Source organism: Novosphingobium sp. SL115, assembly GCF_026672515.1.
In the GTDB taxonomy this organism is placed as follows: Bacteria; Pseudomonadota; Alphaproteobacteria; order Sphingomonadales; family Sphingomonadaceae; genus Novosphingobium.
On record NZ_JAPPRG010000002.1, the window covers coordinates 1,417,545 to 1,440,533 of the forward strand.

A 22,989-nucleotide genomic window follows, 5' to 3' on the forward strand; every position below is an offset into this window, starting at 1 on the left:
TATGCATTCGCGCATTTGGGCAGGTTTCGTGGGGGTTTTTGCAGTCGGATCAGGTGCAGCGTCGATCGCGTGGCTTGGTCGGGCAGTTTTGGGAACATCAGCATGACAGACATTTTCATCGTTTCGGGCGCGCGCACGGCCATCGGTTCGTTTGGTGGCAGCCTTGCTTCGCTGCGCCCGGCGGAAACCGGCGCGATTGTCATCAAGGAAGCGATTGCCCGCGCCGGGATTAGCGCGGACAAGGTGCAGAACGTGGTGATCGGGACGGTGGTGCCGACCCAGCCCAAGGACGCCTATGTCAGCCGCGTGGCGGCGGTGAACGCGGGCGTGCCGATTGAAGCGCCGGCGATGAACGTCAACCGCCTGTGCGGTTCGGGCCTTCAGGCGATTGTCTCTGCCGCGCAGGGCATTGCGCTGGGCGAACAGGACATCGCCATTGGTGGCGGCGCGGAAAGCATGTCGAATGCGCCGCACATGATCCTCACCGCGCGCAACGGCCAGAAGATGGGCGATCAGGTGCTGATGGACGCCATGCTGGGTGCGCTGCACGATCCGTTCGAAGGCTTCCACATGGGCGTCACCGCGGAAAACGTGGCCGAACAGTGCGGCATCAGCCGTGAAGAGCAGGACGCGGTTGCGGTGGAAAGCCACAAGCGCGCGGCGGCGGCTGTGGCAGCCGGATACTTCAAGGAACAGATCGTTCCGGTGGAGATCAAGACGCGCAAGGGCACGGTCGTGTTCGACACCGACGAACATTTCCGCGCCGATGCCAGCGTGGAAGCAATGGCCACGCTGAAGCCGGTATTCAAGAAGGATGGCACCGTCACCGCAGGCAACGCCAGCGGTATCAACGATGGCGCAGCTGCGGTCGTTCTGGCCAGCGGCAAGGCCGTGGAAGAGCACGGGCTGAAGCCGATGGCGAAGATCATCGGCTGGGGTCATGCGGGCGTTGAGCCGCGCGTGATGGGCCTTGGCCCGGTAAAGGCGGTGCCGGTAGCGCTGCAGCGCGCAGGGCTGACGCTGGACCAGATCGACGTGATCGAGGCGAACGAAGCCTTTGCCGCGCAGGCCTGTGGCGTGGCCAAGGAACTGGGCTTTGATCCGGCCAAGACCAACCCCAACGGGTCGGGCATTTCGCTGGGCCACCCGATTGGCGCGACCGGCGCGATCCTGACAATCAAGGCGATGTACGAACTGCACCGCACCGGCGGACGCTATGGCCTTATCACCATGTGCATCGGCGGCGGTCAGGGCATCGCCATGGTCATCGAAAGGGTCTGACATGAAGCTGGGCCGTCTGAACCACGTTGGCGTTGCCACGCCGGATATCGAGGCTTCCATTGCGTTCTATCGCGACGTGATGGGCGCTTCAGACATTACCGAACCGTTCGTGCTGGAAAGCCAGCAGGTGCGGGTGTGTTTCGTGAACACACCGGGCGAAGGTGGCACGGCTGGAACGCAGATCGAACTGATCCAGCCGACCAGCCCCGACAGCGCGGTGGGCAAGTGGCTGGCGGCCAACCCCTTGGGCGGGCAGCACCACCTTTGCTACGAAGTGCCGGACATTCATGCGGCCAAGGCGTGGTTTGAAGCCCAGGGCAAGCGCGTGCTGGGCGACCCCCGCATCGGTGCGCATGGGACGCTGATTTTCTTCGTCCACCCCAAGGACATGGGCGGGCAACTGACCGAGATCATGGAGACGCCGAAGGGCGATCACCACTGATCCCGATGGCACCGTCGCCCCGGCGCAGGCCGGGGGGCATGACGGTGCGGTAATGGATCCCGGCCTGCGCCAGGATGACGATTGTGTGGAGGGCGATGTCCCTCACGCGAAGGGACGGACGATGAGCGACAAGACACTGACAGACTGGCAGGCCGCCGCCGCCAAGGAAGTGAAGGGCAAGGATCTGACCTGGCAAACGCCGGAAGGGATTGCCGTCAAGCCGCTCTACACCGCCGAGGACGTGACGGTTGATCCCGGCCTGCCCGGTTTTGCACCGTTCACGCGCGGGGTGCGCGCCAGCATGTATGCAGGGCGTCCGTGGACCATCCGGCAGTATGCGGGGTTCTCCACCGCTGAGGAATCCAACGCCTTCTATCGCCGCAATCTTGCCGCCGGGCAAAAGGGCCTGTCGGTGGCGTTCGACCTCGCCACGCACCGCGGTTATGACTCGGACCATCCGCGCGTCACGGGCGACGTGGGCAAGGCGGGCGTCGCCATCGATTCCGTCGAGGACATGAAGATCCTGTTCGACGGCATTCCGCTCGATCAGATGTCGGTTTCGATGACCATGAACGGCGCGGTGATCCCGATCCTCGCGTTCTTCATTGTGGCAGGTGAGGAACAGGGCGTTGAGCGCAAGCTGCTCGACGGGACCATTCAGAATGACATTCTGAAAGAGTTCATGGTCCGCAATACCTACATCTATCCACCCGAACCTTCGATGCGGATCATCTCGGACATTTTCGGCTACACCAGCCGCGAGATGCCCAAGTTCAACTCGATCTCGATTTCCGGCTATCACATGCAGGAAGCGGGCGCGACGCAGGTTCAGGAACTGGCCTTCACCATTGCCGATGGCATGGAATACGTGAAGTACGGCGTGGCGTCGGGTCTGGATATCGACAAGTTTGCGGGCCGCCTGTCGTTCTTCTTCGCCATTGGCATGAATTTCTTCATGGAAGTGGCCAAGCTGCGCGCCGCGCGTGTGCTGTGGCATCGGGTGATGACCAAGCTGGGCGCGCAGGACGAACGCAGCAAGATGCTGCGCACCCACTGCCAGACTTCGGGCGTCAGCTTGCAGGAGCAAGACCCCTACAACAACGTCATCCGCACCACGATCGAGGCGATGGCCGCGATGCTGGGCGGCACACAGTCGCTGCACACCAATGCGCTGGACGAAGCCATTGCCCTGCCGACCGACTTTTCCGCACGCATCGCGCGCAATACGCAGATCGTGATTCAGGAAGAGACGGGCATGTGCAATGTGGTCGATCCGCTGGGCGGGTCGTACTACATCGAGAGCCTGACGCAGGAACTGGTCGACAAGGCGTGGGAGATCATCGAGCGCGTCGAAAGCGAAGGCGGCATGGCCAAGGCCGTCGCCGCTGGCTGGCCCAAGGCGATGATCGAGGAAGCCGCTGCTGGCCGTCAGGCCCGCGTCGACCGTGGCGAGGACGTGATCGTGGGCGTCAACAAGTATCGCCTTGCCAGCGAAGACCTGCTTGAGACGCTGGAAGTCGATAACGACAAGGTGCGTCAGGGCCAGATCGCCCGCCTCAAGTGGGTGCGCGAGAACCGTGACGAAACCAAGTGCCGTGCGGCGCTCAACGCGCTGACCGAGGGCGCGAAGACGGGCGGGAACCTGCTCGAACTCGCCGTCGAGGCTGCGCGCCACCGTGCGACGCTGGGCGAGATTTCGGATGCGATGGAAGTGGTGTTTGGCCGCCACGGCACGTTCCCGACACCGGTGAAGGGCGTCTATGGTTCTGCCTATGCCGGTGACTCGCGCTACCAGCAGGTTGTCGATGGCGTGGAAGCCGTGACCCGCCGCCTTGGCCGCACCCCGCGCATGCTGGTGGCCAAGATGGGGCAGGACGGCCACGATCGCGGCGCGAACGTGATTGCCAGCGCATTCAGCGACATGGGTTTTGACGTGACCAGTGGCCCGCTGTTCCAGACACCCGAAGAAGCCGCCGCATTGGCTTTGGAAAAGGGTGTGGACGCGGTTGGCGCATCGTCGCTGGCCGCCGGGCACAAGACACTGATCCCCGAACTGATCGGCCACCTGCGCGCGGCGGGCCGCCCTGATATCAAGGTTGTGGCAGGCGGTGTGATCCCGCCGCAGGACTATGATTTCCTGCGCGAAGCAGGCGTACAGGGCATCTATGGTCCGGGCAGCAATGTGGTGGAATGCGCGGCAGATATGCTGCGGCTGCTGGGGCACAACATGCCGCCGGTGGATGCATAAGCGATTGAAGGGTAGATAGAATGTTCAAGAAAATCCTCATCGCCAACCGTGGCGAAATTGCCTGCCGCGTTATCAAGACCGCGCGCCGCATGGGTATTCAGACGGTGGCGGTCTATTCGGATGCCGATGCGCGGGCGCCGTTCGTGCAGATGGCGGACGAGGCCGTGCATATCGGGCCTGCGCCTGCCGCGCAGTCGTACCTGATTGCCGACAAGATCATTGCCGCCTGCAAGCAGACCGGGGCCGAAGCGGTGCATCCGGGGTATGGCTTCCTGTCCGAGCGCACCTCGTTTGCCGAGGCGCTGGCGGCAGAGGGCATCGAGTTTATCGGGCCACCTGTCGGCGCGATTGCCGCGATGGGTGACAAGATCGAATCCAAGAAGCTGGCCAAGGCTGCGGGCGTCAATGTCGTTCCCGGTTTCGTGGGCGAGATCGAGGATACCGAGCATGCGGTGCGCATCTCGGACGAGATCGGCTATCCGGTGATGATGAAGGCGTCGGCTGGCGGTGGCGGCAAGGGCATGCGCCTTGCCTACAACGAAAAGGACGTGCGCGAAGGCTTTGAGGCGGTGAAGCGTGAGGGGCTGAATTCGTTCGGCGATGACCGCGTGTTCATCGAGAAGTTCATTCTCAACCCTCGCCACATCGAGATCCAGATTCTGGGCGATAAGCACGGCAACATTCTGTACCTGAACGAGCGCGAATGCTCGATCCAGCGCCGCCACCAGAAGGTGGTGGAAGAAGCGCCTTCGCCGTTCGTCACGCCCAAGATGCGCAAGGCGATGGGCGAGCAGTGCGTGGCCCTGTCGCGCGCCGTTGGCTACTATTCAGCGGGCACGGTGGAACTGATCGTCTCGGGCGCGGACCCGACGGGTGAGAGCTTCTACTTCCTTGAAATGAACACCCGCCTGCAGGTGGAGCATCCGGTGACGGAATGCATCACCGGGGTCGATCTGGTCGAACAGATGATCCGCGTGGCTGCTGGTGAAAAGCTGAGCCTGACGCAGGATGATGTGAAGATCGATGGCTGGGCGATTGAAAACCGCGTCTATGCAGAAGATCCCTATCGCGGGTTCCTGCCTTCGACCGGCCGCCTGATCCGCTATAACCCGCCTGTCGATGGCTGGACGGATGATGGCGCGGAAAATGGTCGCCGGGGCGTGGATGGCGTGCGCGTGGACGATGGCGTCTACGAAGGCGGCGAAGTGTCGATGTTCTATGACCCGATGATCGCCAAGCTGGTGACCTGGGGCAAGACGCGCGATGAGGCCGCGGACAAGCAGATCGAGGCGCTGGATGCGTTCGAGATTGAAGGGCTGGGCCACAACATCGATTTCGTGTCCGCGATCATGCAGCATCCGCGCTTCCGTTCGGGCGAACTGACCACCGGCTTTATCGCCGAGGAATATCCCGAAGGCTTTACCGGTGCGGCGACGTCTGACGACCTGAAGCAGACCTTGGCCGCGCTGGCCGGGTTCCTCGCCACCGCACGGGCAGACCGCGCGCGGCGGGTGGATGGGCAGTTGGGTGATGAACTTGATCCGCCTTACGAATGGGCGGTGAACATTGGCGGGGCGACTTACGCGGTCGTGCTGGACGAGGATGAAGTGACGGTTGATGGCATGGCTGTCGACATCGGGCTGGAATATACGCCGGGCGACCGGATGGTACATTGCGAGGTGGATGACAAGCCGCTGTCGGTGAAGGTTGAACCGACGCGCGCAGGCTTCAAGCTGACGACGCGCGGCGCGATCCATAATGTGCAGGTTCTGCCTGCGCATATCGCGCCATTTACGCGGCACATGATCGAAAAGATCCCGCCCGATCTTTCGAAGTTCCTGATTTGCCCGATGCCGGGTCTGCTCGTCGCGCTGAACGTGGGCGAAGGCGATACGGTGGAAGCCGGACAGCCGCTGGCCGTGGTCGAAGCGATGAAGATGGAAAACATTCTGCGCGCCGAAAAGGCGGGCACGGTGAAGACCGTCAACGCCAAGGCGGGCGACAGTCTGGCGGTGGACGCTATCATTCTCGAAATGGAATGATCGCCACCTGCGTGGTGTGAAAAAGCCCTCTCCTTACGCAAGGAGAGGGCTTTTTCATGCGCTGAAGATCTTGCCCGGATTGAACAGGTTCTGCGGGTCGAGCGCCTGTTTCAGCGCGCGCATCACGTCGACCGCATCTTCGCCCAGTTCGTCCACCAGCATGGTCTGTTTGCCGATACCTATGCCGTGTTCGCCGGTGCAGGTGCCGTCCATGGCCAGCGCGCGGGCTACCATGCGGCGGTTGATTTCGGCCACTTCGTCCATTTCGTGCGGGGCCGTGGGGTCAATCGAGAAGATCGCGTGGAAATTGCCGTCGCCGACATGGCCGACGATCGTGGCAGGCACAATGGACCGGTCAAGGTCGGCACGGGTTTCAACGATGCATTGGGCAAGGCGGCTCATCGGCACGCAGACATCGCTGGTCCAGCCGATGGCGTTGGGGCGCAGGGCGACAGCGGCATAGTAGGCTTCGTGCCGCGCACGCCACAGCCGGGTGCGGTCTTCGGCGCGGGGTGACCATTGGAAGTCACCGCCGCCGTTGCTGGCTGCCAGCGCCTTTACCGTTTCCACCTGTTCGGCCACGCCATGCGGGCTACCGTGAAATTCGAAGAACAGGGTTGGCGCTTCGGTCAGGCCCAGCTTGGCGCGAAGGTTGACCGCGCGGACCTGCATGGCATCCAGCAGTTCGATGCGTGCCATGGGCACGCCGCAATGGAACGCCTGCACCACGGTTTCGACCGCGCCTTCCAGACTGTCGAACGGGCAGGTGGCCGCCATGATCGCTTCGGGCACGGGATGCAGGCGCAAGGTGATGCCGGTGATGATGCCCAGTGTGCCTTCCGAACCGATGTAGAGGCGCGTCAGGTCATATCCGGCGGCCGATTTCCTGGCGCGGCGACCGGTGCGGATCACTTTGCCCTGCGAGGTGACGACTTCAAGGCCGAGCACGGCTTCGCGCATGGTGCCATAGCGCACGGCGTTGGTGCCCGATGCGCGCGTGGCCGCCATGCCGCCGATGGTGGCGTTTGCGCCGGGATCGATTGGGAAGAACAGACCGGTGTCGCGCAAATGCGCGTTCAGCGCCTCGCGCCGGATGCCGGGCTGCACGGTGCAGTCGAAGTCTGTCTGGTTCACTTCGACCACGGCGTCCATGCGCGTCAGATCAAGGCTGATCCCGCCCGCCAACGGCAAAGTGTGTCCTTCCAGCGACGTGCCCGCGCCGTAGGGCACAATGGCGACGCCCGCTTCCCGGCACAGGTTCACGCAATCCACGACATCGGCGGTCGAGGCGGCAAAGACGACCGCATCGGGCAGCACGGTTGGGAAATGCGATTCGCTGGCACCATGTTGCGCCCGCACGGCTTCACCCATCTGGCAGGCGGGGCCAAAGCGCGCGGCAAGCGCATCGGCAAATCCGGCAGGGAACGGGCGGGGTGCGGGCGATGCAATCTGGTCCATTCCCCTGCATAGCGCGGGCCGCGCGCGATGCGAATGTGCGATATGCGCCACCTTTTTTGTCTGCCCTTGCGGTTTGTTATGGCAAATCGCCGTTCAGCCGGGATACAGCGCCCTTGCGGAAAAATGGTCCGGCTCCGGCATAGCCAGTTCTGGATTGCCGGTTTTGGATGGTTCGAACAGGGCAGGGTTGTTTGATGAGCAAGTTCAAGGGTGCGATGATTGCCGGTGGTATCGTGATCGGTCTGGCTGGGGCTGCGCTGGCAGGTTCTGCCACGGCTGCGCCTGCCGGTGATCCGGTGCTGGGCAAAAAGGTGTTCATGCGTTGTGTGGCTTGCCACGCGGTTACGCCGAATGCTCCGATGAAGATGGGACCGAACCTTTCGGGCATTGCCGGACGCAAGGCAGGCCTGGTGCCGAACTTCAAGTATTCTGCCGCGATGAAGAAGGCTGCGGTGAAGTGGGATGACGCCACGCTCGACAAGTGGCTGGCCAAGCCTTCATCGGTTGTTCCCGGCACCTCGATGGCGTTTGCGGGCATTCCCAATCCGGCTGAACGTGCAGCGGTAATTGCCTATCTGAAAAAGCCGGTTCCCTGATCTATCGCCGTTAAGGCGTAACGATCGGAAATGACGGATCCGGTTTGTCGAGCCAGCCAATCAGGCGGGCAAAGGCAGCCGGATCCCCTTCGATTCTGGCATCGCCCGATGCGACTTTTGCAGCCAAAGGTTGTCCCGTGAACAGCGCGGAGACCAGATCGGCATAGCGCACGGTTAAGGTGGCCTGACGGCCATCGCGTAATCCGGGGCGATGCACCAGCACACCATTGGCGACACTTACGGTATATTCCTGCGCTTTGTCGGGAAAGGCAAAGCCCAGCGCCACTGCGCTATCCCCCGATTTTGCCGGGTCGAGCCGGACGGCCAGCACATCGAACAGATCGGATGGTGGAAGTTGCGCCAGCAGGCCTGCGCCGCCAGTGGGGTCTTGCGCTGCAACGCCGTCTTCAAGTTCGCCAGCCGCTGTCAGATACATATTCCGCCACAGCGCATTCTCGCTTTGATAAGCGAGCTGGCGATAGGTCCGGGCAAGCAGAACCTGTGTTGCGCGATCGCCGCTGCCAGCAAAAACCACCTTGTCGAGCAGTTCTGCCGCCCAGGCATAATCGCCTTTGGCAAAGGCATCGTGTGCCAGCGTGCGTACACGATCCGCGCCGCCCAGCGCAGCGACATAACGGCGCGCGCCGTCTTCGGGGGGAAGCGGGGCAAGGTGGACCGGGTTGCCATCATACCAGCCCATGTAGAACTGATAGACCGCGCGCGAATTGAAGCTGTAGGAGCCGTAATAGGGTCGGTCGTACCATTCCTTGGCCAAGGCAGGCGGCAGAGTCAGCTTCGCGGCGATTTCGGTTCCGGTCAGGCCCTTGTTCATCAGGCGCACTGTCTGATCGTGAAGATAGGCATAGGCATCGCGGTGCTTGCCCAGATAATCGGTGATGACTTCCCGGCCAAAGCGGGGCCAGCCGTGGCTGGTTATCAGCACTTCAGCCCCGGCGAAGAAGTCTATGGCTTCAGTCAGGCCCTGCGCCCATGCCTTGGCATCGCGGATAACCGCGCCGCGCGGGGTCAGGATATTGTGCTGGCTGGCATTGGCGTTTTCGGCAAGGTCGGCCACGTTCCAGTCGGGAAAGCCAAAGTTCATCTCCGCGGGAGCTTCGGTGCCGGGGGTGATCTGAAAGCGGATGCGAACGCCGTCGATCATCATTTCAGTGCCGGTTTCGGCAATTTCCCGCGTGGGTGGAACAAGGCTGCGCTTGCCGCCAGCAACACCGATACCGATGCCGGCCCCCATTGATCCTTCCGGCCCTTTGGGCAGGCCAAGCCCGAACTGATATCCGGCGCGGCGGCCCATTGCCGGGCCTGCGATCACATTCTCGCTCACTGCCGCGCGGGTGAAACCCAGTGGCGCAATGATCGGTGCATCTTTGGCCAGCGCATCGGTGAATGCTGCCGCACCGCCGAAATGATCGACATGGCTGTGGGTGTAGATCATGGCGCTGACCGGCAGTTTTGCAACCTGTTCGCTGATCAGGTCATAGGCGGCGGTAGCGGTTTCGGTTGCGGTCAAGGGATCGATCACGATCCAGCCCTTGTCGCCGCGGACGAAGGTGATGTTGGCCACATCAAACCCGCGCACTTGCCATATGCGGTCAGTCACCCGGAACAGGCCTGCCTTGCCCAGAACCTGCGCGTGGCGCCACAGGCTGGGGTTTACGCTGGCCGGAGCATCACCTTTGGCGAAGGCGAGCGCTGTGGTGTTCCACACCGGTTTGCCTGCGGCATCGCGGATTATGGGGTCTTTGCGCGTGGCGATGAAGCCGCGCTGGGCGAAATCGAAATCCCGCCGGTCTGCCATGGGCAAATCGGCCAGTGCTGCGGCATTGACTTGCCGCGTGGCATCGGTGGGGGCTTCGGCCCATGCGGTGACCGGGCCAAGGCAAAGGGCAGCGCTGGCGAGCAGCGCACGGCAAAGGACTGGTGCTTGCATCTCTCTCCCGCTCCAATATTCGTGGATGCAGGTTGGCAGAGTGGCCTTAATCGAACGATTAGGGAAGCGTGAAGTGCAAGTCAGCCAAACAGGCGGGCAAGAAGGCCACGTCGCCGTGGGGCAGGCGGTTGATGCCCGGTCAGGCGCAGCAGGTAATGCGCCAGTAACAGGGCCTGATTGCGGGTCATTAGCAGATGATGCTTGTCTACCTCACCCGGCGAGGGGTGGCTTTTGGTGGTCGACTGCACAGTCAGATCGATGTTGCCCGCAAAGGCGCGGTGTTCCCATCCGATGACTACACCGGAAAGTTCATGCGTATCGCCTGCAGGCGCCGTGCTGGCTTTTGCCATCTGCGTCCTCTCCCCTGTTTTCCCGGTTACCAAGGAATGCCAAGAGAGGCGGGCCGTCAACCCCCGATATGGATATGTTCAGGCCCCGATATCGATATGTCCTGGTTCAGGCAGCCAGGCGATAAGGTTCAATCTCACCCGCCAGATACAACTTTTTCGCCTTTGCACGGCTGAGCTTGCCCGAACTGGTGCGGGGCAGAGTGCGCGGCGGCACCAGTTCAACCACACAGTTCATGCCGGTGATCGACCGCACCTTGTCGCGAATCTGATCGCGCAGCTTTACCCGTTCAACCGGATCGGACACCCGGCAATGGACCAGAACGGCAGGCGCTTCTTCGCCATTTTCGGTTTCCACCGAGAACGCGGCGATATCGCCCTGATGAAAGCCGGGAAGCTGCTCCACGGCCCATTCGATATCTTGGGGCCAGTGGTTCTTGCCGTTGATGATAATCATGTCCTTGGCGCGGCCAACGATGAAAAGATAACCCTTTTCATCGACATAGCCCATGTCGCCCGTGTCCAGCCAGCCATTGACCATGCAGTCGGCGGTCGCTTCAGGATCGCGATAGTAGGAATGCATGACCGACGAGCCGCGGCACCACACCTTGCCGATATGGTGATGGGGCACTTCGTTGCCATTTTCACCGCGCACGGCCACTTCCATGCCCAGCACGGGAACGCCGCAGTTGACCATGGCGCGATAGCGGGCCGGGCGCGAAAGATCGCGCGGGGTGCCCGAAAGGCGTTCTTCGGCCACCAGTTCAACCCGGATACCTTCGCCCGGCGGCATGACGGTAACTGCCAGCGTCGCTTCAGCAAGGCCGTAGCTGGGCAGGAAGGCTTCGGCCTTGAACCCGGCATCTGCAAAGGCGTTGACGAAATTCTGCATCACGTCAGGGCGGATCATGTCGGCCCCGTTGCCTGCCACGCGCCAGCGCGAAAGATCGAATCGATCGGCCACGTGGCTTTGGCTGGAAATGCGGCGGGCGCAGATATCGTAGCCGAAGGTGGGCGAATAGGACAGCGTGGTGCCCTGATTGCGGCTGATGAGGTCAAGCCACGCCAGCGGGCGTCGGGCGAAATCTTCGGTTTTCAGGAAGTCTACCGAAACGCTGTTGGCGATGGGCGACAGGAAGCAGCCGACCAGCCCCATGTCGTGATACCACGGCAGCCACGATACGGCCCTGTCCGGGTTGTCGATCTTCATCCCGTGCGAATGGCCGGCAAGATTGGCCAGCAGCGCGCGGTGCGTGACCGCAACGCCGTGCGGGAAGCGGGTGGAACCGCTGGAATATTGCAGATAGCTGATCGCATCGGGATCAGGCGTGGGCAGCGGCGCGTCCGACGCCGCGCCTGCGTGAAATTCGCTCCACGACAGGCCGGGGCAGTTTTGGCGCGCAGCGGCAGCACCGGCCATTTCGGCGATCTCGTCAGGATAGACCAGCATTGCCGGGTCAGAACTGGCAAGCTGGACCGCAAGCTGATCGATGTAGTTTTCCTTGCCGCCAAAGCTGGTGGGCAGGGGCAGCGGCACAGGCCAGGCACCCGCATACATCGCGCCACAAAAGATCGCGGCAAAATCAGCACCGGTTTCAGCCACCAGCGCCACCCGATCACCGGGCTGAACGCCCAGCGCGATCAGCTTGCGCGCGGCGACGAGCGCATCTTCGCGCAGTTCGCTGTAGGGGTAGGGGCGCGCAAGGTTGCCGCGCGGATCGTGAAAGTTGAAACCCAGCACGCCCTTGGCGGCATAATCGAGCGCATCGCAAAAAGTGTCGAAATCCGCATAGCGGCGCGGCTGCACGTCGACATTGGGTGTGGGAACGAGAGTCGCCTTTTCAGCGACGGCGTTCGAAACGGTCATGCGATACCCCGATGATCTCTTCTATCGTCCTGAAGGCCTATTCTGCGCCAACAGGTGAACGGCCCATGACTGCTCCATGACGCAAATACAACAACGCCACGGCTCGGACGTTCTCATTTAACGTGGACTGTGGCACGAATGTGGCGGATGAACCGCAATTCCCCTTATGGCCGCGATAACGATGGCAATAGCAGCGATGTGGCCCGCGAACGGCGCGTGCCGCGCCCGCTTGATGCCGCGCGCCTGAATGAAATGGGGCTGGCCTATGTCGCACGCTTTGCCACCAGCGCAGGCAAGCTGGCCATATATTTGCGGCGCAAACTGCGCGAGCGGGGATGGGAAGGCGAGGCCGCGCCCGATATCGATTCGCTGATCGAGAAGTTCGTGGCGGCGGGCTATGTCGATGATGCAGGTTTTGCGCGGGCCAAGGCTCACGGACTGATGCGGCGCGGCTATGGCGCGCGGCGTATCGACCAGACGCTGGGCGCTGCGGGCATTGCCGAGGACCTGCGCGATGAGGCGCGCGGCACCGAGGCGCAGCGGCGGCAGGCGGCACTGACCATGGCACGCAAGCGGCGGTTCGGCCCGTTTGCGCGTGAAGGGCGAGGTGAAGGCGCTGGACTTGATCCGGCAACGCGCGAAAAGCAGGTGGCTGCCTTGTTGCGCGCAGGCCACTGTCTTGATTACGCGCGCAAGGTGGTGAATGCCGTATCGGAACAGGTGCTGGATGAATGGATCGATGAAATACCCGATTAGGTTTGCCGTCTTTGCCGCGCTGGCGCTGGTCAGCGGCTGCACGTCGGGCACGGCGGATGCGGGCACTGCTGCGCCAAAGCAAAATGCGGCACCGGCAGTTCATCCGGTTTCCGGCCTTGCAATCACGCAGGTTATGGTGTCGGGCGGGGGCAAATCCCACGTTTTCCGGTCCGAAGTGGCGAAATCTGCGCAGGAGCAGGCGCGCGGACTGATGTTTCGCACCCAACTGGGCGATGGCGAGGCGATGATCTTCCTGCGCAGCCCGCCTGACCGCGCCGCTTTCTGGATGCGCAATACAGTTATTCCGCTGGATATCATTTTCATCGGGCTGGACGGGCGAATCATGAATATTGCCGCCAATGCGGTGCCATATGATGAAACGCCGCTGCCCGCGGCCGGGCCGACGCTGGCCGTGCTGGAAATCAATGGCGGGCTGGCGGCGAGACTGGGTATCAAGCCGGGCGACAAAGTTGGCTGGTAATCGCAACAAGGTCGTGGCCAGCGCATCTACGCGCTTGCCTGTTCCCCCTGACAGAGGCTAAGCGCGGGCACCATGAGCATCCTCGGCAAGATCTTCACCTGGTGGGACGGCGCCACCTTTGGCACCATGCTGGACAGTGCGCGTAATGGCGAACATGTCGGCACCGACGCGCAGGGTAACAAGTATTACCGCGCCAAGAAGCCTTATCCCAAGGGGCATCCTTTTGCCGGGCGGGAACGCCGCTGGGTAATCTACAACGGCGCAAACGATGCCAGCCGGGTGCCTGCCGAATGGCATGGCTGGCTGCACGGCAGCTTTGACAGCGTGCCTGAAAGCAATCTGCCGCCGGCCCGCATCTGGGAAGCTGATTTTACCCCGAATGTCACCGGTACGTCATCGGCCTATCGTCCGCAGGGCGCGCTCGAACGTGGGGGCAAACGCGCTGCCGCGACGGGTGATTACGAAGCCTGGGTTCCGGAAGCCTGATGATTTCCGCTTCCGCGCCGGTTGTTCGCGGGCTGCTGCTGGCGGGAACGCTGGGGCTGTGTGCTGCGCTTGCGGGGTGTGGCGCTGAAAAGTCTGCTCCGCCTCCGCCCGAAGCGACAGAAACCGGTTCGGCAGTGGCCACGGCATCGGGCGCTGTGGTGGAAAGCGCGTTCGGCACGCCGGTAAAAGACCGCGTGGCCACGCTGGGCTTTCTTAACAAACGCAACAACATCACGCAGGATGTGGTGCTGAAAAGCGGCGAATCACGCCGCATTGGCAATGCTATTGTCAAACTGGCAACGTGCGAGAAGACCGCGCCGTGGGAAGACCCGCCGGAAATCGGGGCTTTCGTGCAGCTTTTTGTGGAAGAACGTCAGACGACCGATCAGCCGCTGGCATGGCGCAAGGTCTTTTCGGGCTGGGTGTTCCGCAATGCGCCGTCGCTCAACGTGGTTGAACATCCGGTCTATGACGTCTGGGTCAAGGACTGCGCGATGACGTTCCCTGGCGAGGATGAGGCAAAGGCGCCTGATCGCAGCGCGGCAAAGCCTGCCGGAAGCCCCAGTCCAGCGGGCGCTTCGCCTGCGCCCACACCATCACCCAGTTCTTCGGCCAGCGCGCGCGCGGTGGCCAGTTCGCCAGAAGAATAGGCTCGCTGCGCCTGCGACAGCAGTTGCAGATACTGGCTTTGGGGAATTTCGATCGCGCCCAGCGACGTCAGGTGGGTGGTGCTGAACTGGCAATCCAGCAACTCGGCTCCAACCCGCCGCAGTGATGCGACCAGCCACGCCAGCGCCACTTTTGATGCGTCCGCTTCGCGGCTGAACATCGATTCGCCGCAGAACACGCGGGCAAAACCTACGCCATAAAGGCCACCAACCAGACGACCATCGCGCCAGCATTCGATGGAATGGGCATGGCCGCGTTCGAATAGCCCGATATAACTTTCGCGGATGCGCGTGCTGATCCAGCTTTCATCAGCCCCGGCGCGCGGCGCGGCGCAGGCATCGATCACCGCTTCGAATGCGCCGTTGCAGGTGACGGTAAAGCGCCCGCGCCGCAACGTGCGCGCCAGCGATTTGGACAGGTGAAAGCCATCCAGCGGCAGAATTGCGCGCAGTCGTGGCTCCACCCAGAAAACTTCGGGATCATCACGGCTGTCGGCCATCGGGAAAATTCCGGCACGATAAGCCTTGAGCAGAAGCTGGGGCGGAATGGCGTGAGGTTCGTTGCGAGACATAATTTCAAGAATGTGTTTCGGTCGGTTGCATCCCCCGCGTCAACCCTCTAAGGGGCGTGCCGAGCACAGGAGTGTAGCTCAGTTGGTAGAGCATCGGTCTCCAAAACCGAGGGCCGTGGGTTCGAGTCCCCCCACTCCTGCCACTCGCCCCTGAACGGGAAGTTCAGGGCGCGGGTTGCCATTTCCATATCACCAGAAAAAATGGGGCGGAACGCCGTGCGCCCGCCCCAAGTCCTGTCTCATGCGTCTGGTTCGCTTGAGAAAGTCGCAAGCTTATGTCCAAGCAATCCGCAAAGCCATAGCGTTTTGCGAAGATGCCAGAAACTTACGTCAGTTGCCGCCAAGCACACCGCCTACGGCACCCGTCGTCCGGCCAACTGCCCCTGCGCCCACCGCTCCTGCTGCACCGTGGCCGTTGCCGTGAAGCGCGCCGTTCAGGTTGCCGCCTGCCGAAGTGGCCGAATCAACAGCGCCGGATGTGGCGACGTCATCCATGGTTCCACGCTTGATCTTGCCGGGATTTTCAACCTTGCCGGCGGTGCGGGTTTCGTTGCGCATCTGTGCCGCCCCTGAAACGTCCGCGCCGATATCCTTGCCGATATCCTTGTCGGGATCAGTGCGCTGGGCCTGCGCGGTGGCATTCACACCACCGCCGATCCCCGCGCCTGTTGTGGCGTTGCCGCTCTGGGCCTGGGTCGTGGTCTGAGTCGATGCGCTGGCGTTGACGTCTGCACTGGCGTTCTGGCCATGAGCGACCGTTGCCACGGTCAGCGCGGCGATCGAGGCAAGCGGGAGAAAAGCCTTGTTCATCATATGCATCCTTTCAAACCCCCGTCATTTCCCCGTGGAGTGTGCAAAGGAAACTCGCCCCAGTCCGCCCCGTTCCTGCCACGCCTGCGCTCTGGCCAGAACGACGGGCGCTTCGTCGTGATTTCCGAATCTGCGGGGGCCTTGCCAATCTGGGGGGAGGGGACTAAATGACAGGAACTTCCGACATCGGAAAATCGCCTGCCCCTCCCGGACCTGTCCGGGGCGGCGATATCCCCTAGGCGGAAGAAGCGAGTTTCATTTGCGGCGTAAAGCCGACCAAGCAAGGCGTTGAGCAATGGCGAAGACCAGCCCCGGTGAGTTCTTCAATCAGGTGAAGGCCGAAGCGCGCAAGGTCGTCTGGCCCACACGCCAGGAAACCACCACGACCGCCATTTTCGTCGGCATCATGATGCTGATTCTGGCGGTGTTCTTCCTTGGCATCGATTCGCTTTTCGGCATGGCCGTTAAGTTCCTGCTGTCGCTGGCCTGATCGCCGCAACTGCCACTTACAGGACCAAAGAGAGACATATGGCCCGCTGGTACATCATCCACGCCTATTCCGGTTTCGAGAACAAGGTTCGTGACGCGATCATCGCCGAAGCTGAACGCATTGGCCTTTCGCAGCTTGTCGAATCGGTGGAAGTGCCCACCGAAACCGTGACTGAGGTGAAGCGCGGCAAGAAGGTTCAGGTCGAACGCAAGTTCATGCCCGGCTATGTTCTGGCCAAGCTGGCGATGAACGACGACATCTATCACCTGGTCAAGAACACCCCGAAGGTGACTGGTTTTCTGGGAACCAACAGCAAGCCGCAGCCGATTTCCGACAAGGAAGCTGCCCGCTATTTCGGCGCGCGCGAACAGGCTGCTGCCGAACCGCGCAAGAGCGTGGTGGTCGACTACGAAATCGGCGATTCGGTCAAGGTCAACGCTGGTCCGTTCGCCACGTTCAACGGCATTGTCGAGGAACTGGACTTCGACAAGAGCCGCGTGAAGGTTTCGGTGTCGATCTTTGGTCGTGCAACGCCAGTGGAACTGGGCTTCGAAGAAGTCGAACTGGTTCGCGGCTGATCTCGCAACACTTGCATTTACGGGCCGATAGCCTTATCGGCCCGCCCTTCGCTGCCTGAAAGGGCGGTGATTCCGTGCGGGAGTTCCGATTTTTCGGAGCGTTTGACCGCTCACTCTGAGGGAGCTTTGGCTCCCGACAGGAAGAAAGGAGGCCAATCGTGGCCAAGAAAATTGAAGGCTATATCAAGCTGCAGGTTGCAGCCGGTGAAGCAAAGCCCGCTCCGCCGATCGGTCCTGCGCTGGGTCAGCGCGGCGTGAACATCATGGAATTCTGCAAGCAGTTCAACGCTGCCACGCAGGAAGTCGAAAAGGGCACCCCCCTGCCGACAGTGATTACCGTCTATGCCGACCGTTCGTTCACGTTCGTCACCAAGACCCCGCCGGCAACCTTCTTCATCAAGAAGGCCGCAGGTCTGAAGTCGGGTTCGAAGGCTCCTGGCAAGGAATCGGCTGGCACGATCAAGCGTTCGCAGCTTGCTGAAATCGCTCAGGCCAAGATGAAGGACCTGAACGCGAACGACATCGACGCCGCAACGAAGATCATCGAAGGCTCCGCTCGCGCGATGGGCCTTACCGTGGTGGAGGGCTGAGAACATGGCCAACCTGACCAAGAAGCAGAAGTCGCTGACTGAAAAGCTGGGCGACAACCAGAAGCTCTATGCAATCGACGAAGCCATCGCGCTGCTCAAGGATCTGAAGAGCGCGAAGTTCGACGAAAGCCTCGAAATCTCGCTGAACCTTGGCGTAGATCCGCGTCACGCCGACCAGATGGTCCGTGGCATGGTGACCCTGCCGTCGGGCACGGGCAAGGACGTCAAGGTTGCCGTGTTCGCACGCGGCGACAAGGCTGAAGCCGCGCTTGCCGCTGGTGCCGACAAGGTTGGTGCCGAAGACCTGCTGGAAGACATGCAGAACGGCAACCTCGACTATGGCCGTGTGATCGCGACGCCGGACATGATGGGTATCGTTGGCCGTCTCGGCAAGGTGCTTGGTCCCAAGGGCCTGATGCCGAACCCGAAGCTTGGCACGGTTACCCCGAACGTCGCCGATGCGGTCAAGGCAGCCAAGAGCGGCCAGATCGAATTCCGCGTCGAAAAGGCCGGCATCATTCACGGCGGTATCGGCAAGCTCTCGTTCTCGGACGAAGCGCTGCGCGCCAACTTCGACGCTTTCGTTGACGCCATCGTCAAGGCGAAGCCTGCTGGCGCCAAGGGCAAGTATGTGCGCAAGGTTGGCCTGTCGTCGTCGATGGGGCCAGGCCTGAAGGTTGACGTGGCACAGGTTCACGGCGGCTAATCAAGCCTTGCAGCAATGCAAAAAGAAGGCCGGGGAGGGAAACCTCTCCGGCCCTTTTTATGTGCGCCAAGGTGGGTTAGGAGCGGGCGATGCCAGACAATGACGCGCCACAGAACCCGGTCACCCTTGCCCGTAGCCAAGTGGAAGCCGTGATCCCGCCAGAAAAGCGCGGTCCGGGCTGGGACCGCCATTGGCGCGAACTGGAAGCCTATGCGCAGGCGGCGCTGGCTTCAACCGCGGGGGACTGGACGCTTGTGAACGGTGAATAAGCTTTCGCTGAAAAGTCAGCGCAGCTTGAATTGGATGGTCACGCGCAGCCCCTTGTGGTCGGGGTCTATTTGCGGGACTGTGCCAAGACCGCGGGCCATGGCCTTGACCAGTTTCTGACCCAGCCCTGTGCCCTTGATCGTAGGGGATGAGCACAGGCCAAGGCCATCGTCCTCGACCGTCAGCAACATTCCGCCGTCTTCATCCATGCGTTGAAGGAACACGCGAATGTCGCCTGAAGCATCTGACGGATAGGCATATTTGCAGGAATTGGCGACCAGTTCGCAGATGATGATGCCCAGCGTCACCGCTTGATCAGTCTGCAATTCCACCGCGTCGGCATGGGCAATCACGCGGCGTGGGGCAGCAGGGGTGGACCATGTATCGGCCAGATCGCGGGCAAGGCCGGGCAGGTAATCGTCCATCGCCACGCTTTCCACATTGCCGGTGGCATAGAGGTGGCGGTTGACCTGTGCGATGGCGCCGATGCGCTGTTGCGAGGCGAGCAGGGCATTGCGCGCTTCACCTTCGGGCAGGACAGATGCCTGCATGCCGATGAAGCTCATCGTCATCTGCAGGTTGTTGGCGACGCGGTGGTTGACCTCGCGCAGCAGGGCGGCGAGACGTTCGTTGCTGGCGATCAGATCCTGTTCGGCACGCTCTTTTGCCTTGCGCAGCCGCACCCGATCCAGCGCCTGTGCAAATGCGGTCTGCAACAGTTCGATGAAGTCCTCGCCCACGGTCTTGACGACGTAATCGTCTGCACCCGCGCGCAAGGCGGCAACGGCAAGGCGGCCATCGTCGGCACCGGTGACATAGACGATCGGCGGACAATCAGGCAGGGCACGCAACGCAGTCAGCGTTTCCATGCCGTCCATGCCGGGCATGTGGTGATCCACCGCGACCACATCGAACGTGGCCGTGGCGGCCAGTTGCAGGCCTTCGTGTCCGTCCGCAGCCTGCGTGACGACATAGCCGCCGTTGCGCAGACGGCGTTCGACGAGGCGCCTGAGCGCCGGGTCATCATCAATGTAGAGAAGGCGCGTAACAGCTTCGGTCAAGCGGCCCCCTCTGCATCCGGCACCTGGATGACCGAGAGGAACAGGCCGAGCTGGCGAATGGCGTCGGCGAAGTTTTCGTAGTTGACCGGCTTGGTGATATAGACGTTGCAGCCCAGATCATAACAGCGCTGGATTTCCACCTTGTCGTCAGTGGTGGTCAGAACCACAACCGGGGTGCGACGCAGTTTTCCATCGCCCTTGATCCGGGCCAGAATGTCGATCCCGCTCATATCCGGCAGGTTCAGGTCGAGCAGCACCAGTGCAGGACCATTGCGGGCCGGGCCGTGGGGGTCTTCGTAAAGATAGTTCAGCGCGGTGGTGCCATCGGTGAAATGGCGAATCGAGTTCGAGATACCGGCGCGACGGATGTTCTTTTCGATCAGCCGGGCATGGCCTTCGTCGTCTTCGATCATGACGATGTTGACGGCGAGTGGATCAGACATCAGATTCTCCGGCTTGGAAACGCAAGGGCAGGGACACGGTGAAGGTTGATCCTTCACCGGTTGCAGACGAAACCTCTACAAGCCCGCCCAACCGGTATGCAAGCGCGCGAACATGCGCAAGGCCGATCCCTTCACCGGGCTGGTCCTGTTGGCCAGAACGGCGGAAAAGATCGAAAATCCGTTCATGATCGCGCGGATCAATTCCGCGTCCATTGTCGCGCACAGTAATCACGGCCCGGCCATGGATTTCGCGCCCTTCGACGCGAATTTCGCCGGGGCGGCCCGGTTGCAGATACTTCAGGGCGTTTTCGATCAGGTTCGACAGAATCTGTTCGATAGCCAGACGGTCGCTCTCGATCCGTGGCAATGCGCCGATGGTCAGCGTGGTGCCGGTTTCATCGATCCTGTGGCGCAGGGAATCGGCCACGCCGCGCACCAGTTCGCCAAGGTCGATATCGACTGGTGCAATCGTGCGGCGGCCTTCGCGCGAAAGCCGCAGGATCGCATTTATCAGGCGATCCATCTTCTGGGTGGAACTGCGGATGAAGCCGATGGCTTCGGGCAGGTCTTCCTCAACCGCAAAACGCACGGCCTTTGGCAGGCTTTCGGTATCGGTGCTCAGCATGTGATCGCTGATGGCCTTGCGTGCGGCATCAAGTTCGGCCGTGAAGCCCATCACATTGACCAGCGGCGAGCGCAGATCATGGCTGACGATATAGGCAAAACGCTGGATTTCGGCGTTGGCGCGTTGCAATTCGGCAGTGCGTTCATCCACCAGCGTTTCCAGTTGCTGGTTCAGATCGTGCAGTTCGCGCCGGGATGCGTCGATTTCACGAATATTGCGGCGGATCAGCAGGACGGCGCCGATGCTGACCGTTACAATCAGCAAGCCGCATAGCGCCAGCATGGCGTAAAGCAGCTTGCGGGTCTGTTCCTGCTGGTCATTGCGCTTACGCAGCAAAGTGCCTTCGCTGGCAATCATTGCGTCCGAATCCACGCGGATTTCGCGCATCAGCACGACGGTTGGATCGGTGTTCAGGTCTTTAGGGGCAATTTTGCCGCGTCGTGCATCGGCCATGGATTGCCGGACCAGAGCTTCATAGCGATCCAGCTTTTCGCGCAGGCTGCCCAGCGCTGCAATCTGGCGAGGGTTGTCCCGCAAGCGAGCCTCAAGGTTTTCAAGCTCGGCGCGGGTGTCGGCAATGCCGCGCTCCGCGATCTTCACGAAGGACGATGCGCCCGGCGTCAGCAAAACGCCGCGCCGGGCGGTTTCGGTGCGTTCGGCATGGCGGATGAATTTGTTCAGTGATGTTTCAACGTCGAGCGTATGTTCCACCCAGAAGGTGTCTTCTTCGACCTGCTGCTGCACCATGACAACCGCGATGATTGCGGCAAACAGCGCGGCAAACCCAACGCTGAGCAGGACCAGCACCAGCCGGTTGGTTTTCGCACTACGCGAAAACGCGAAAGTCGGCGTTGCTGGCATGTGGACGATTTCCCCCGGATCAGCACGACCAACGCGCCGGGGAAGGGAAGGTTCCCACGCGTGACGAAATTATTTCACAAGATTGCTACGGGTGTAGCATTCCACCACAAGGCTGATTGGATTTCCGTCGGGCAGGCGCAAGATGGCGCGGTGGGAAAGGATGGTTTGGGCGGGGCAACCCGCCATACCCCCGCGCTGTTCTGCCCGTCGTTCGCGACGGAATTTCAGCGGCGCCACAACCTTGCCAAACGGGACATCCGTGGTCTGCAAAGTGTGGTTCATGTGCGATTCGAGGCGTTTTGGAACATACCAGTTATGCGCCACGGAAAGCACTGTTTTCCCGCAAAAAAGTTGAACATGTCGGTAGCCCACAGGCTCTTGGGGGCTGATTCCGAGTGCGGCGCGAATATCGGCCGTCGGAGGCAAAACGGCGGCGCGATCTGCCTGCGCACGAATTACCGGGGGGTCGGCTATGCCGTGCACCGCGCACCATTGACCTAGCGCTGCAGTGGCGCTGTCATTTGCCGCAAGCACAGCTTGGAAGTGCGGCAGTTGCGGACTGGCGCAGCCGCCTAGGGCGAGCGTTGCCAGCGCCATCAGGCGCATGTCAGAAAGCGGTGCCGGGCTGTGGCGCGGCAGCGGTGCTGGCCGGCACTGGGGACGCAACTGGCGCTGGGGCAGTATCGGGCAAGCGCCGCGCAGCGATAATTTTGACAGGCTTTGCAAGGATTTGCCCGCGCATAATACCTTCGCCTTCGGTCTCCGAAATGGGCGCGGCGAAGATGGCCTTCACCACATCCATCCCTTCAACCACTTGCCCAAAAGCGGCGTAACCGGCCTTGGCTTCGGGATCGGCAGATTCAGGCTGGGCGTCAAGGCCGGGCTGATCGGACACCATAATTGAAAAATCACCGGTGGCGGTGCCGGGGGCATAGCGGGCCATGGAAAGCGTGCCCGCCTTGTGCAGAATGCCGGTCTGGTCCGTGGGTTCGTGTGCGATGGGCGGCAGGTTGCGTCGGGGATCGCCACGAGTGCCGGCCTGAATCAGGCCATTGGGCTGCTGCCCCCACGCCAGATGCATGGCGCGATAGAACACGGTGCCGTCAAACCGCCGGGTTTCGGCATAACGGACGAAGTTGGTGGCGCTGGCAGGCGCATGTTTCACGTCCAGTTCCACCACGATCAGCCCGGCTTCGGTGGTGAGCGCCACGCGCACCTTTTCGGGCAAAGGGGCCTTTGATGGCGCGGGATAGGCCGGAACAGCCGTGCGCGGCGGGGCGGCTACGCGCTTTTTGGGCGGGGCTGCGGCCACGAGCAGAGCGGCAAGCGGGGTAAGCAGGGCGATGCGGCGGGTGAACTGCATGGC

The 22,989-nt window shown here is 61.8% G+C and carries 24 protein-coding genes, 1 tRNA gene and 1 pseudogene; 15 read left to right on the forward strand and 11 right to left on the reverse strand.

Translation table 11 applies throughout. The annotated features are described in order from the left end of the window. Positions 1-102: 102 nt before the first annotated feature. From OVA07_RS08315 to OVA07_RS08330, 4 genes are all read left to right on the forward strand, one after another. The gene (locus tag OVA07_RS08315; protein WP_268170982.1) at positions 103-1,281 is read left to right on the forward strand and encodes an acetyl-CoA C-acyltransferase family protein; all 1,179 of its coding nucleotides are present in this window, start codon (positions 103-105) and stop codon (positions 1,279-1,281) included. Position 1,282: 1 nt separating this feature from the next. Beyond that, positions 1,283-1,723, forward strand: a complete 441-nt coding sequence (gene mce, locus OVA07_RS08320) for a methylmalonyl-CoA epimerase (RefSeq protein WP_268170983.1) — start codon at positions 1,283-1,285, stop codon at positions 1,721-1,723. A gap of 121 nt (positions 1,724-1,844) precedes the next feature. Next, complete coding sequence (scpA, locus tag OVA07_RS08325) at positions 1,845-3,971, forward strand: methylmalonyl-CoA mutase (RefSeq protein ID WP_268170984.1); 2,127 nt, start codon at positions 1,845-1,847, stop codon at positions 3,969-3,971. Between the two features lie 20 nt (positions 3,972-3,991). After that, positions 3,992-6,013 carry an acetyl-CoA carboxylase biotin carboxylase subunit gene (locus OVA07_RS08330; RefSeq protein ID WP_268170985.1) on the forward strand — a complete coding sequence of 674 codons (2,022 nt, stop codon included), beginning with the start codon at positions 3,992-3,994 and terminating at the stop codon, positions 6,011-6,013. A 54-nt stretch (positions 6,014-6,067) separates the two neighbouring features. Here the strand turns inward: OVA07_RS08330 and OVA07_RS08335 are convergent, their stop codons facing one another. After that, positions 6,068-7,471 carry an FAD-binding oxidoreductase gene (locus OVA07_RS08335; RefSeq protein ID WP_268170986.1) on the reverse strand — a complete coding sequence of 468 codons (1,404 nt, stop codon included), beginning with the start codon at positions 7,469-7,471 and terminating at the stop codon, positions 6,068-6,070. 194 nt (positions 7,472-7,665) lie between these two features. Here OVA07_RS08335 and OVA07_RS08340 point away from each other — a divergent pair, with 194 nt between their 5' ends. Further along, positions 7,666-8,067, forward strand: a complete 402-nt coding sequence (locus OVA07_RS08340) for a c-type cytochrome (RefSeq protein WP_268170987.1) — start codon at positions 7,666-7,668, stop codon at positions 8,065-8,067. A gap of 10 nt (positions 8,068-8,077) precedes the next feature. On the opposite strand, the gene OVA07_RS08345 is transcribed toward OVA07_RS08340, so the two are convergent. The 3 genes from OVA07_RS08345 to OVA07_RS08355 all read right to left on the reverse strand — a co-directional run bounded on the left by OVA07_RS08345 (position 8,078) and on the right by OVA07_RS08355 (position 12,229). Further along, on the reverse strand, positions 8,078-10,015 hold the full coding sequence (locus OVA07_RS08345; protein WP_268170988.1) for an alkyl/aryl-sulfatase: 1,938 nt from the start codon (positions 10,013-10,015) through the stop codon (positions 8,078-8,080). Between the two features lie 80 nt (positions 10,016-10,095). Then, positions 10,096-10,365: a hypothetical protein gene (locus OVA07_RS08350; protein ID WP_268170989.1), complete on the reverse strand. Its 270-nt coding sequence runs from the start codon at positions 10,363-10,365 to the stop codon at positions 10,096-10,098. A 106-nt stretch (positions 10,366-10,471) separates the two neighbouring features. Beyond that, entirely contained in the window at positions 10,472-12,229 is a 1,758-nt protein-coding gene (locus tag OVA07_RS08355) for a fatty acyl-AMP ligase (RefSeq protein WP_268170990.1), read from the reverse strand. A gap of 147 nt (positions 12,230-12,376) precedes the next feature. On the opposite strand from OVA07_RS08355, the gene OVA07_RS08360 reads away from it, so the two are divergent. From OVA07_RS08360 to OVA07_RS08375, 4 genes and pseudogenes are all read left to right on the forward strand, one after another. Beyond that, on the forward strand, positions 12,377-12,985 hold the full coding sequence (locus tag OVA07_RS08360) for a regulatory protein RecX (RefSeq protein WP_268170991.1): 609 nt from the start codon (positions 12,377-12,379) through the stop codon (positions 12,983-12,985). Beyond that, positions 12,969-13,466 carry a DUF192 domain-containing protein gene (locus tag OVA07_RS08365; RefSeq protein WP_268170992.1) on the forward strand — a complete coding sequence of 166 codons (498 nt, stop codon included), beginning with the start codon at positions 12,969-12,971 and terminating at the stop codon, positions 13,464-13,466. Before OVA07_RS08360 ends, OVA07_RS08365 begins: the two co-directional genes overlap by 17 nt. Positions 13,467-13,538: 72 nt before the next feature. After that, positions 13,539-13,952 (forward strand): NADH:ubiquinone oxidoreductase subunit NDUFA12, encoded by a 414-nt coding sequence (locus tag OVA07_RS08370; protein WP_268170993.1) that lies wholly within the window; start codon positions 13,539-13,541, stop codon positions 13,950-13,952. Next, positions 13,952-14,383 (forward strand): annotated as a pseudogene (locus OVA07_RS08375) (DUF2155 domain-containing protein); the annotation flags it as partial. The gene OVA07_RS08370 and the pseudogene OVA07_RS08375, both read left to right, overlap by 1 nt. Before the next feature lie 35 nt (positions 14,384-14,418). Here the strand turns inward: OVA07_RS08375 and aat are convergent. Further along, positions 14,419-15,192 carry a leucyl/phenylalanyl-tRNA--protein transferase gene (gene aat / locus OVA07_RS08380; protein ID WP_268170994.1) on the reverse strand — a complete coding sequence of 258 codons (774 nt, stop codon included), beginning with the start codon at positions 15,190-15,192 and terminating at the stop codon, positions 14,419-14,421. A 67-nt stretch (positions 15,193-15,259) separates the two neighbouring features. On the opposite strand from aat, the gene OVA07_RS08385 reads away from it, so the two are divergent. Then, positions 15,260-15,335 (forward strand) — tRNA-Trp (locus tag OVA07_RS08385). Positions 15,336-15,522: 187 nt separating this feature from the next. Here OVA07_RS08385 and OVA07_RS08390 read toward each other — a convergent pair. Continuing rightward, the gene (locus OVA07_RS08390; RefSeq protein ID WP_268170995.1) at positions 15,523-16,005 is read right to left on the reverse strand and encodes a hypothetical protein; all 483 of its coding nucleotides are present in this window, start codon (positions 16,003-16,005) and stop codon (positions 15,523-15,525) included. 292 nt (positions 16,006-16,297) lie between these two features. Here OVA07_RS08390 and secE point away from each other — a divergent pair, with 292 nt between their 5' ends. The 5 genes from secE (at position 16,298) to OVA07_RS08415 (ending at position 18,635) form a co-directional block, all read left to right on the forward strand. Then, positions 16,298-16,492, forward strand: coding sequence for a preprotein translocase subunit SecE (gene secE / locus OVA07_RS08395; protein WP_268170996.1), 195 nt, complete (start codon positions 16,298-16,300; stop codon positions 16,490-16,492). Between the two features lie 38 nt (positions 16,493-16,530). After that, positions 16,531-17,070, forward strand: a complete 540-nt coding sequence (nusG, locus tag OVA07_RS08400) for a transcription termination/antitermination protein NusG (RefSeq protein WP_268170997.1) — start codon at positions 16,531-16,533, stop codon at positions 17,068-17,070. Positions 17,071-17,228: 158 nt separating this feature from the next. Continuing rightward, positions 17,229-17,660: a 50S ribosomal protein L11 gene (rplK, locus tag OVA07_RS08405; protein ID WP_268170998.1), complete on the forward strand. Its 432-nt coding sequence runs from the start codon at positions 17,229-17,231 to the stop codon at positions 17,658-17,660. Between the two features lie 4 nt (positions 17,661-17,664). Then, positions 17,665-18,366 carry a 50S ribosomal protein L1 gene (rplA, locus tag OVA07_RS08410; protein ID WP_268170999.1) on the forward strand — a complete coding sequence of 234 codons (702 nt, stop codon included), beginning with the start codon at positions 17,665-17,667 and terminating at the stop codon, positions 18,364-18,366. A gap of 89 nt (positions 18,367-18,455) precedes the next feature. Further along, positions 18,456-18,635 carry a hypothetical protein gene (locus tag OVA07_RS08415; protein WP_268171000.1) on the forward strand — a complete coding sequence of 60 codons (180 nt, stop codon included), beginning with the start codon at positions 18,456-18,458 and terminating at the stop codon, positions 18,633-18,635. A 15-nt stretch (positions 18,636-18,650) separates the two neighbouring features. On the opposite strand, the gene OVA07_RS08420 is transcribed toward OVA07_RS08415, so the two are convergent. The 5 genes from OVA07_RS08420 to OVA07_RS08440 form a co-directional block, all read right to left on the reverse strand. Next, the gene (locus OVA07_RS08420) at positions 18,651-19,694 is read right to left on the reverse strand and encodes a response regulator (RefSeq protein ID WP_268171001.1); all 1,044 of its coding nucleotides are present in this window, start codon (positions 19,692-19,694) and stop codon (positions 18,651-18,653) included. Continuing rightward, positions 19,691-20,137, reverse strand: coding sequence for a response regulator (locus OVA07_RS08425; RefSeq protein ID WP_268171002.1), 447 nt, complete (start codon positions 20,135-20,137; stop codon positions 19,691-19,693). The genes OVA07_RS08420 and OVA07_RS08425 overlap by 4 nt, the downstream gene beginning before the upstream one ends. Next, a complete protein-coding gene (locus tag OVA07_RS08430) occupies positions 20,130-21,623 on the reverse strand; it encodes a sensor histidine kinase (protein ID WP_268171003.1) in 1,494 nt (497 codons plus the stop codon). Before OVA07_RS08430 ends, OVA07_RS08425 begins: the two co-directional genes overlap by 8 nt. A gap of 69 nt (positions 21,624-21,692) precedes the next feature. After that, positions 21,693-22,220: a hypothetical protein gene (locus tag OVA07_RS08435; protein WP_268171004.1), complete on the reverse strand. Its 528-nt coding sequence runs from the start codon at positions 22,218-22,220 to the stop codon at positions 21,693-21,695. 10 nt (positions 22,221-22,230) lie between these two features. Beyond that, positions 22,231-22,986, reverse strand: a complete 756-nt coding sequence (locus tag OVA07_RS08440; RefSeq protein WP_268171005.1) for a peptidylprolyl isomerase — start codon at positions 22,984-22,986, stop codon at positions 22,231-22,233. Positions 22,987-22,989 lie beyond the last annotated feature (3 nt).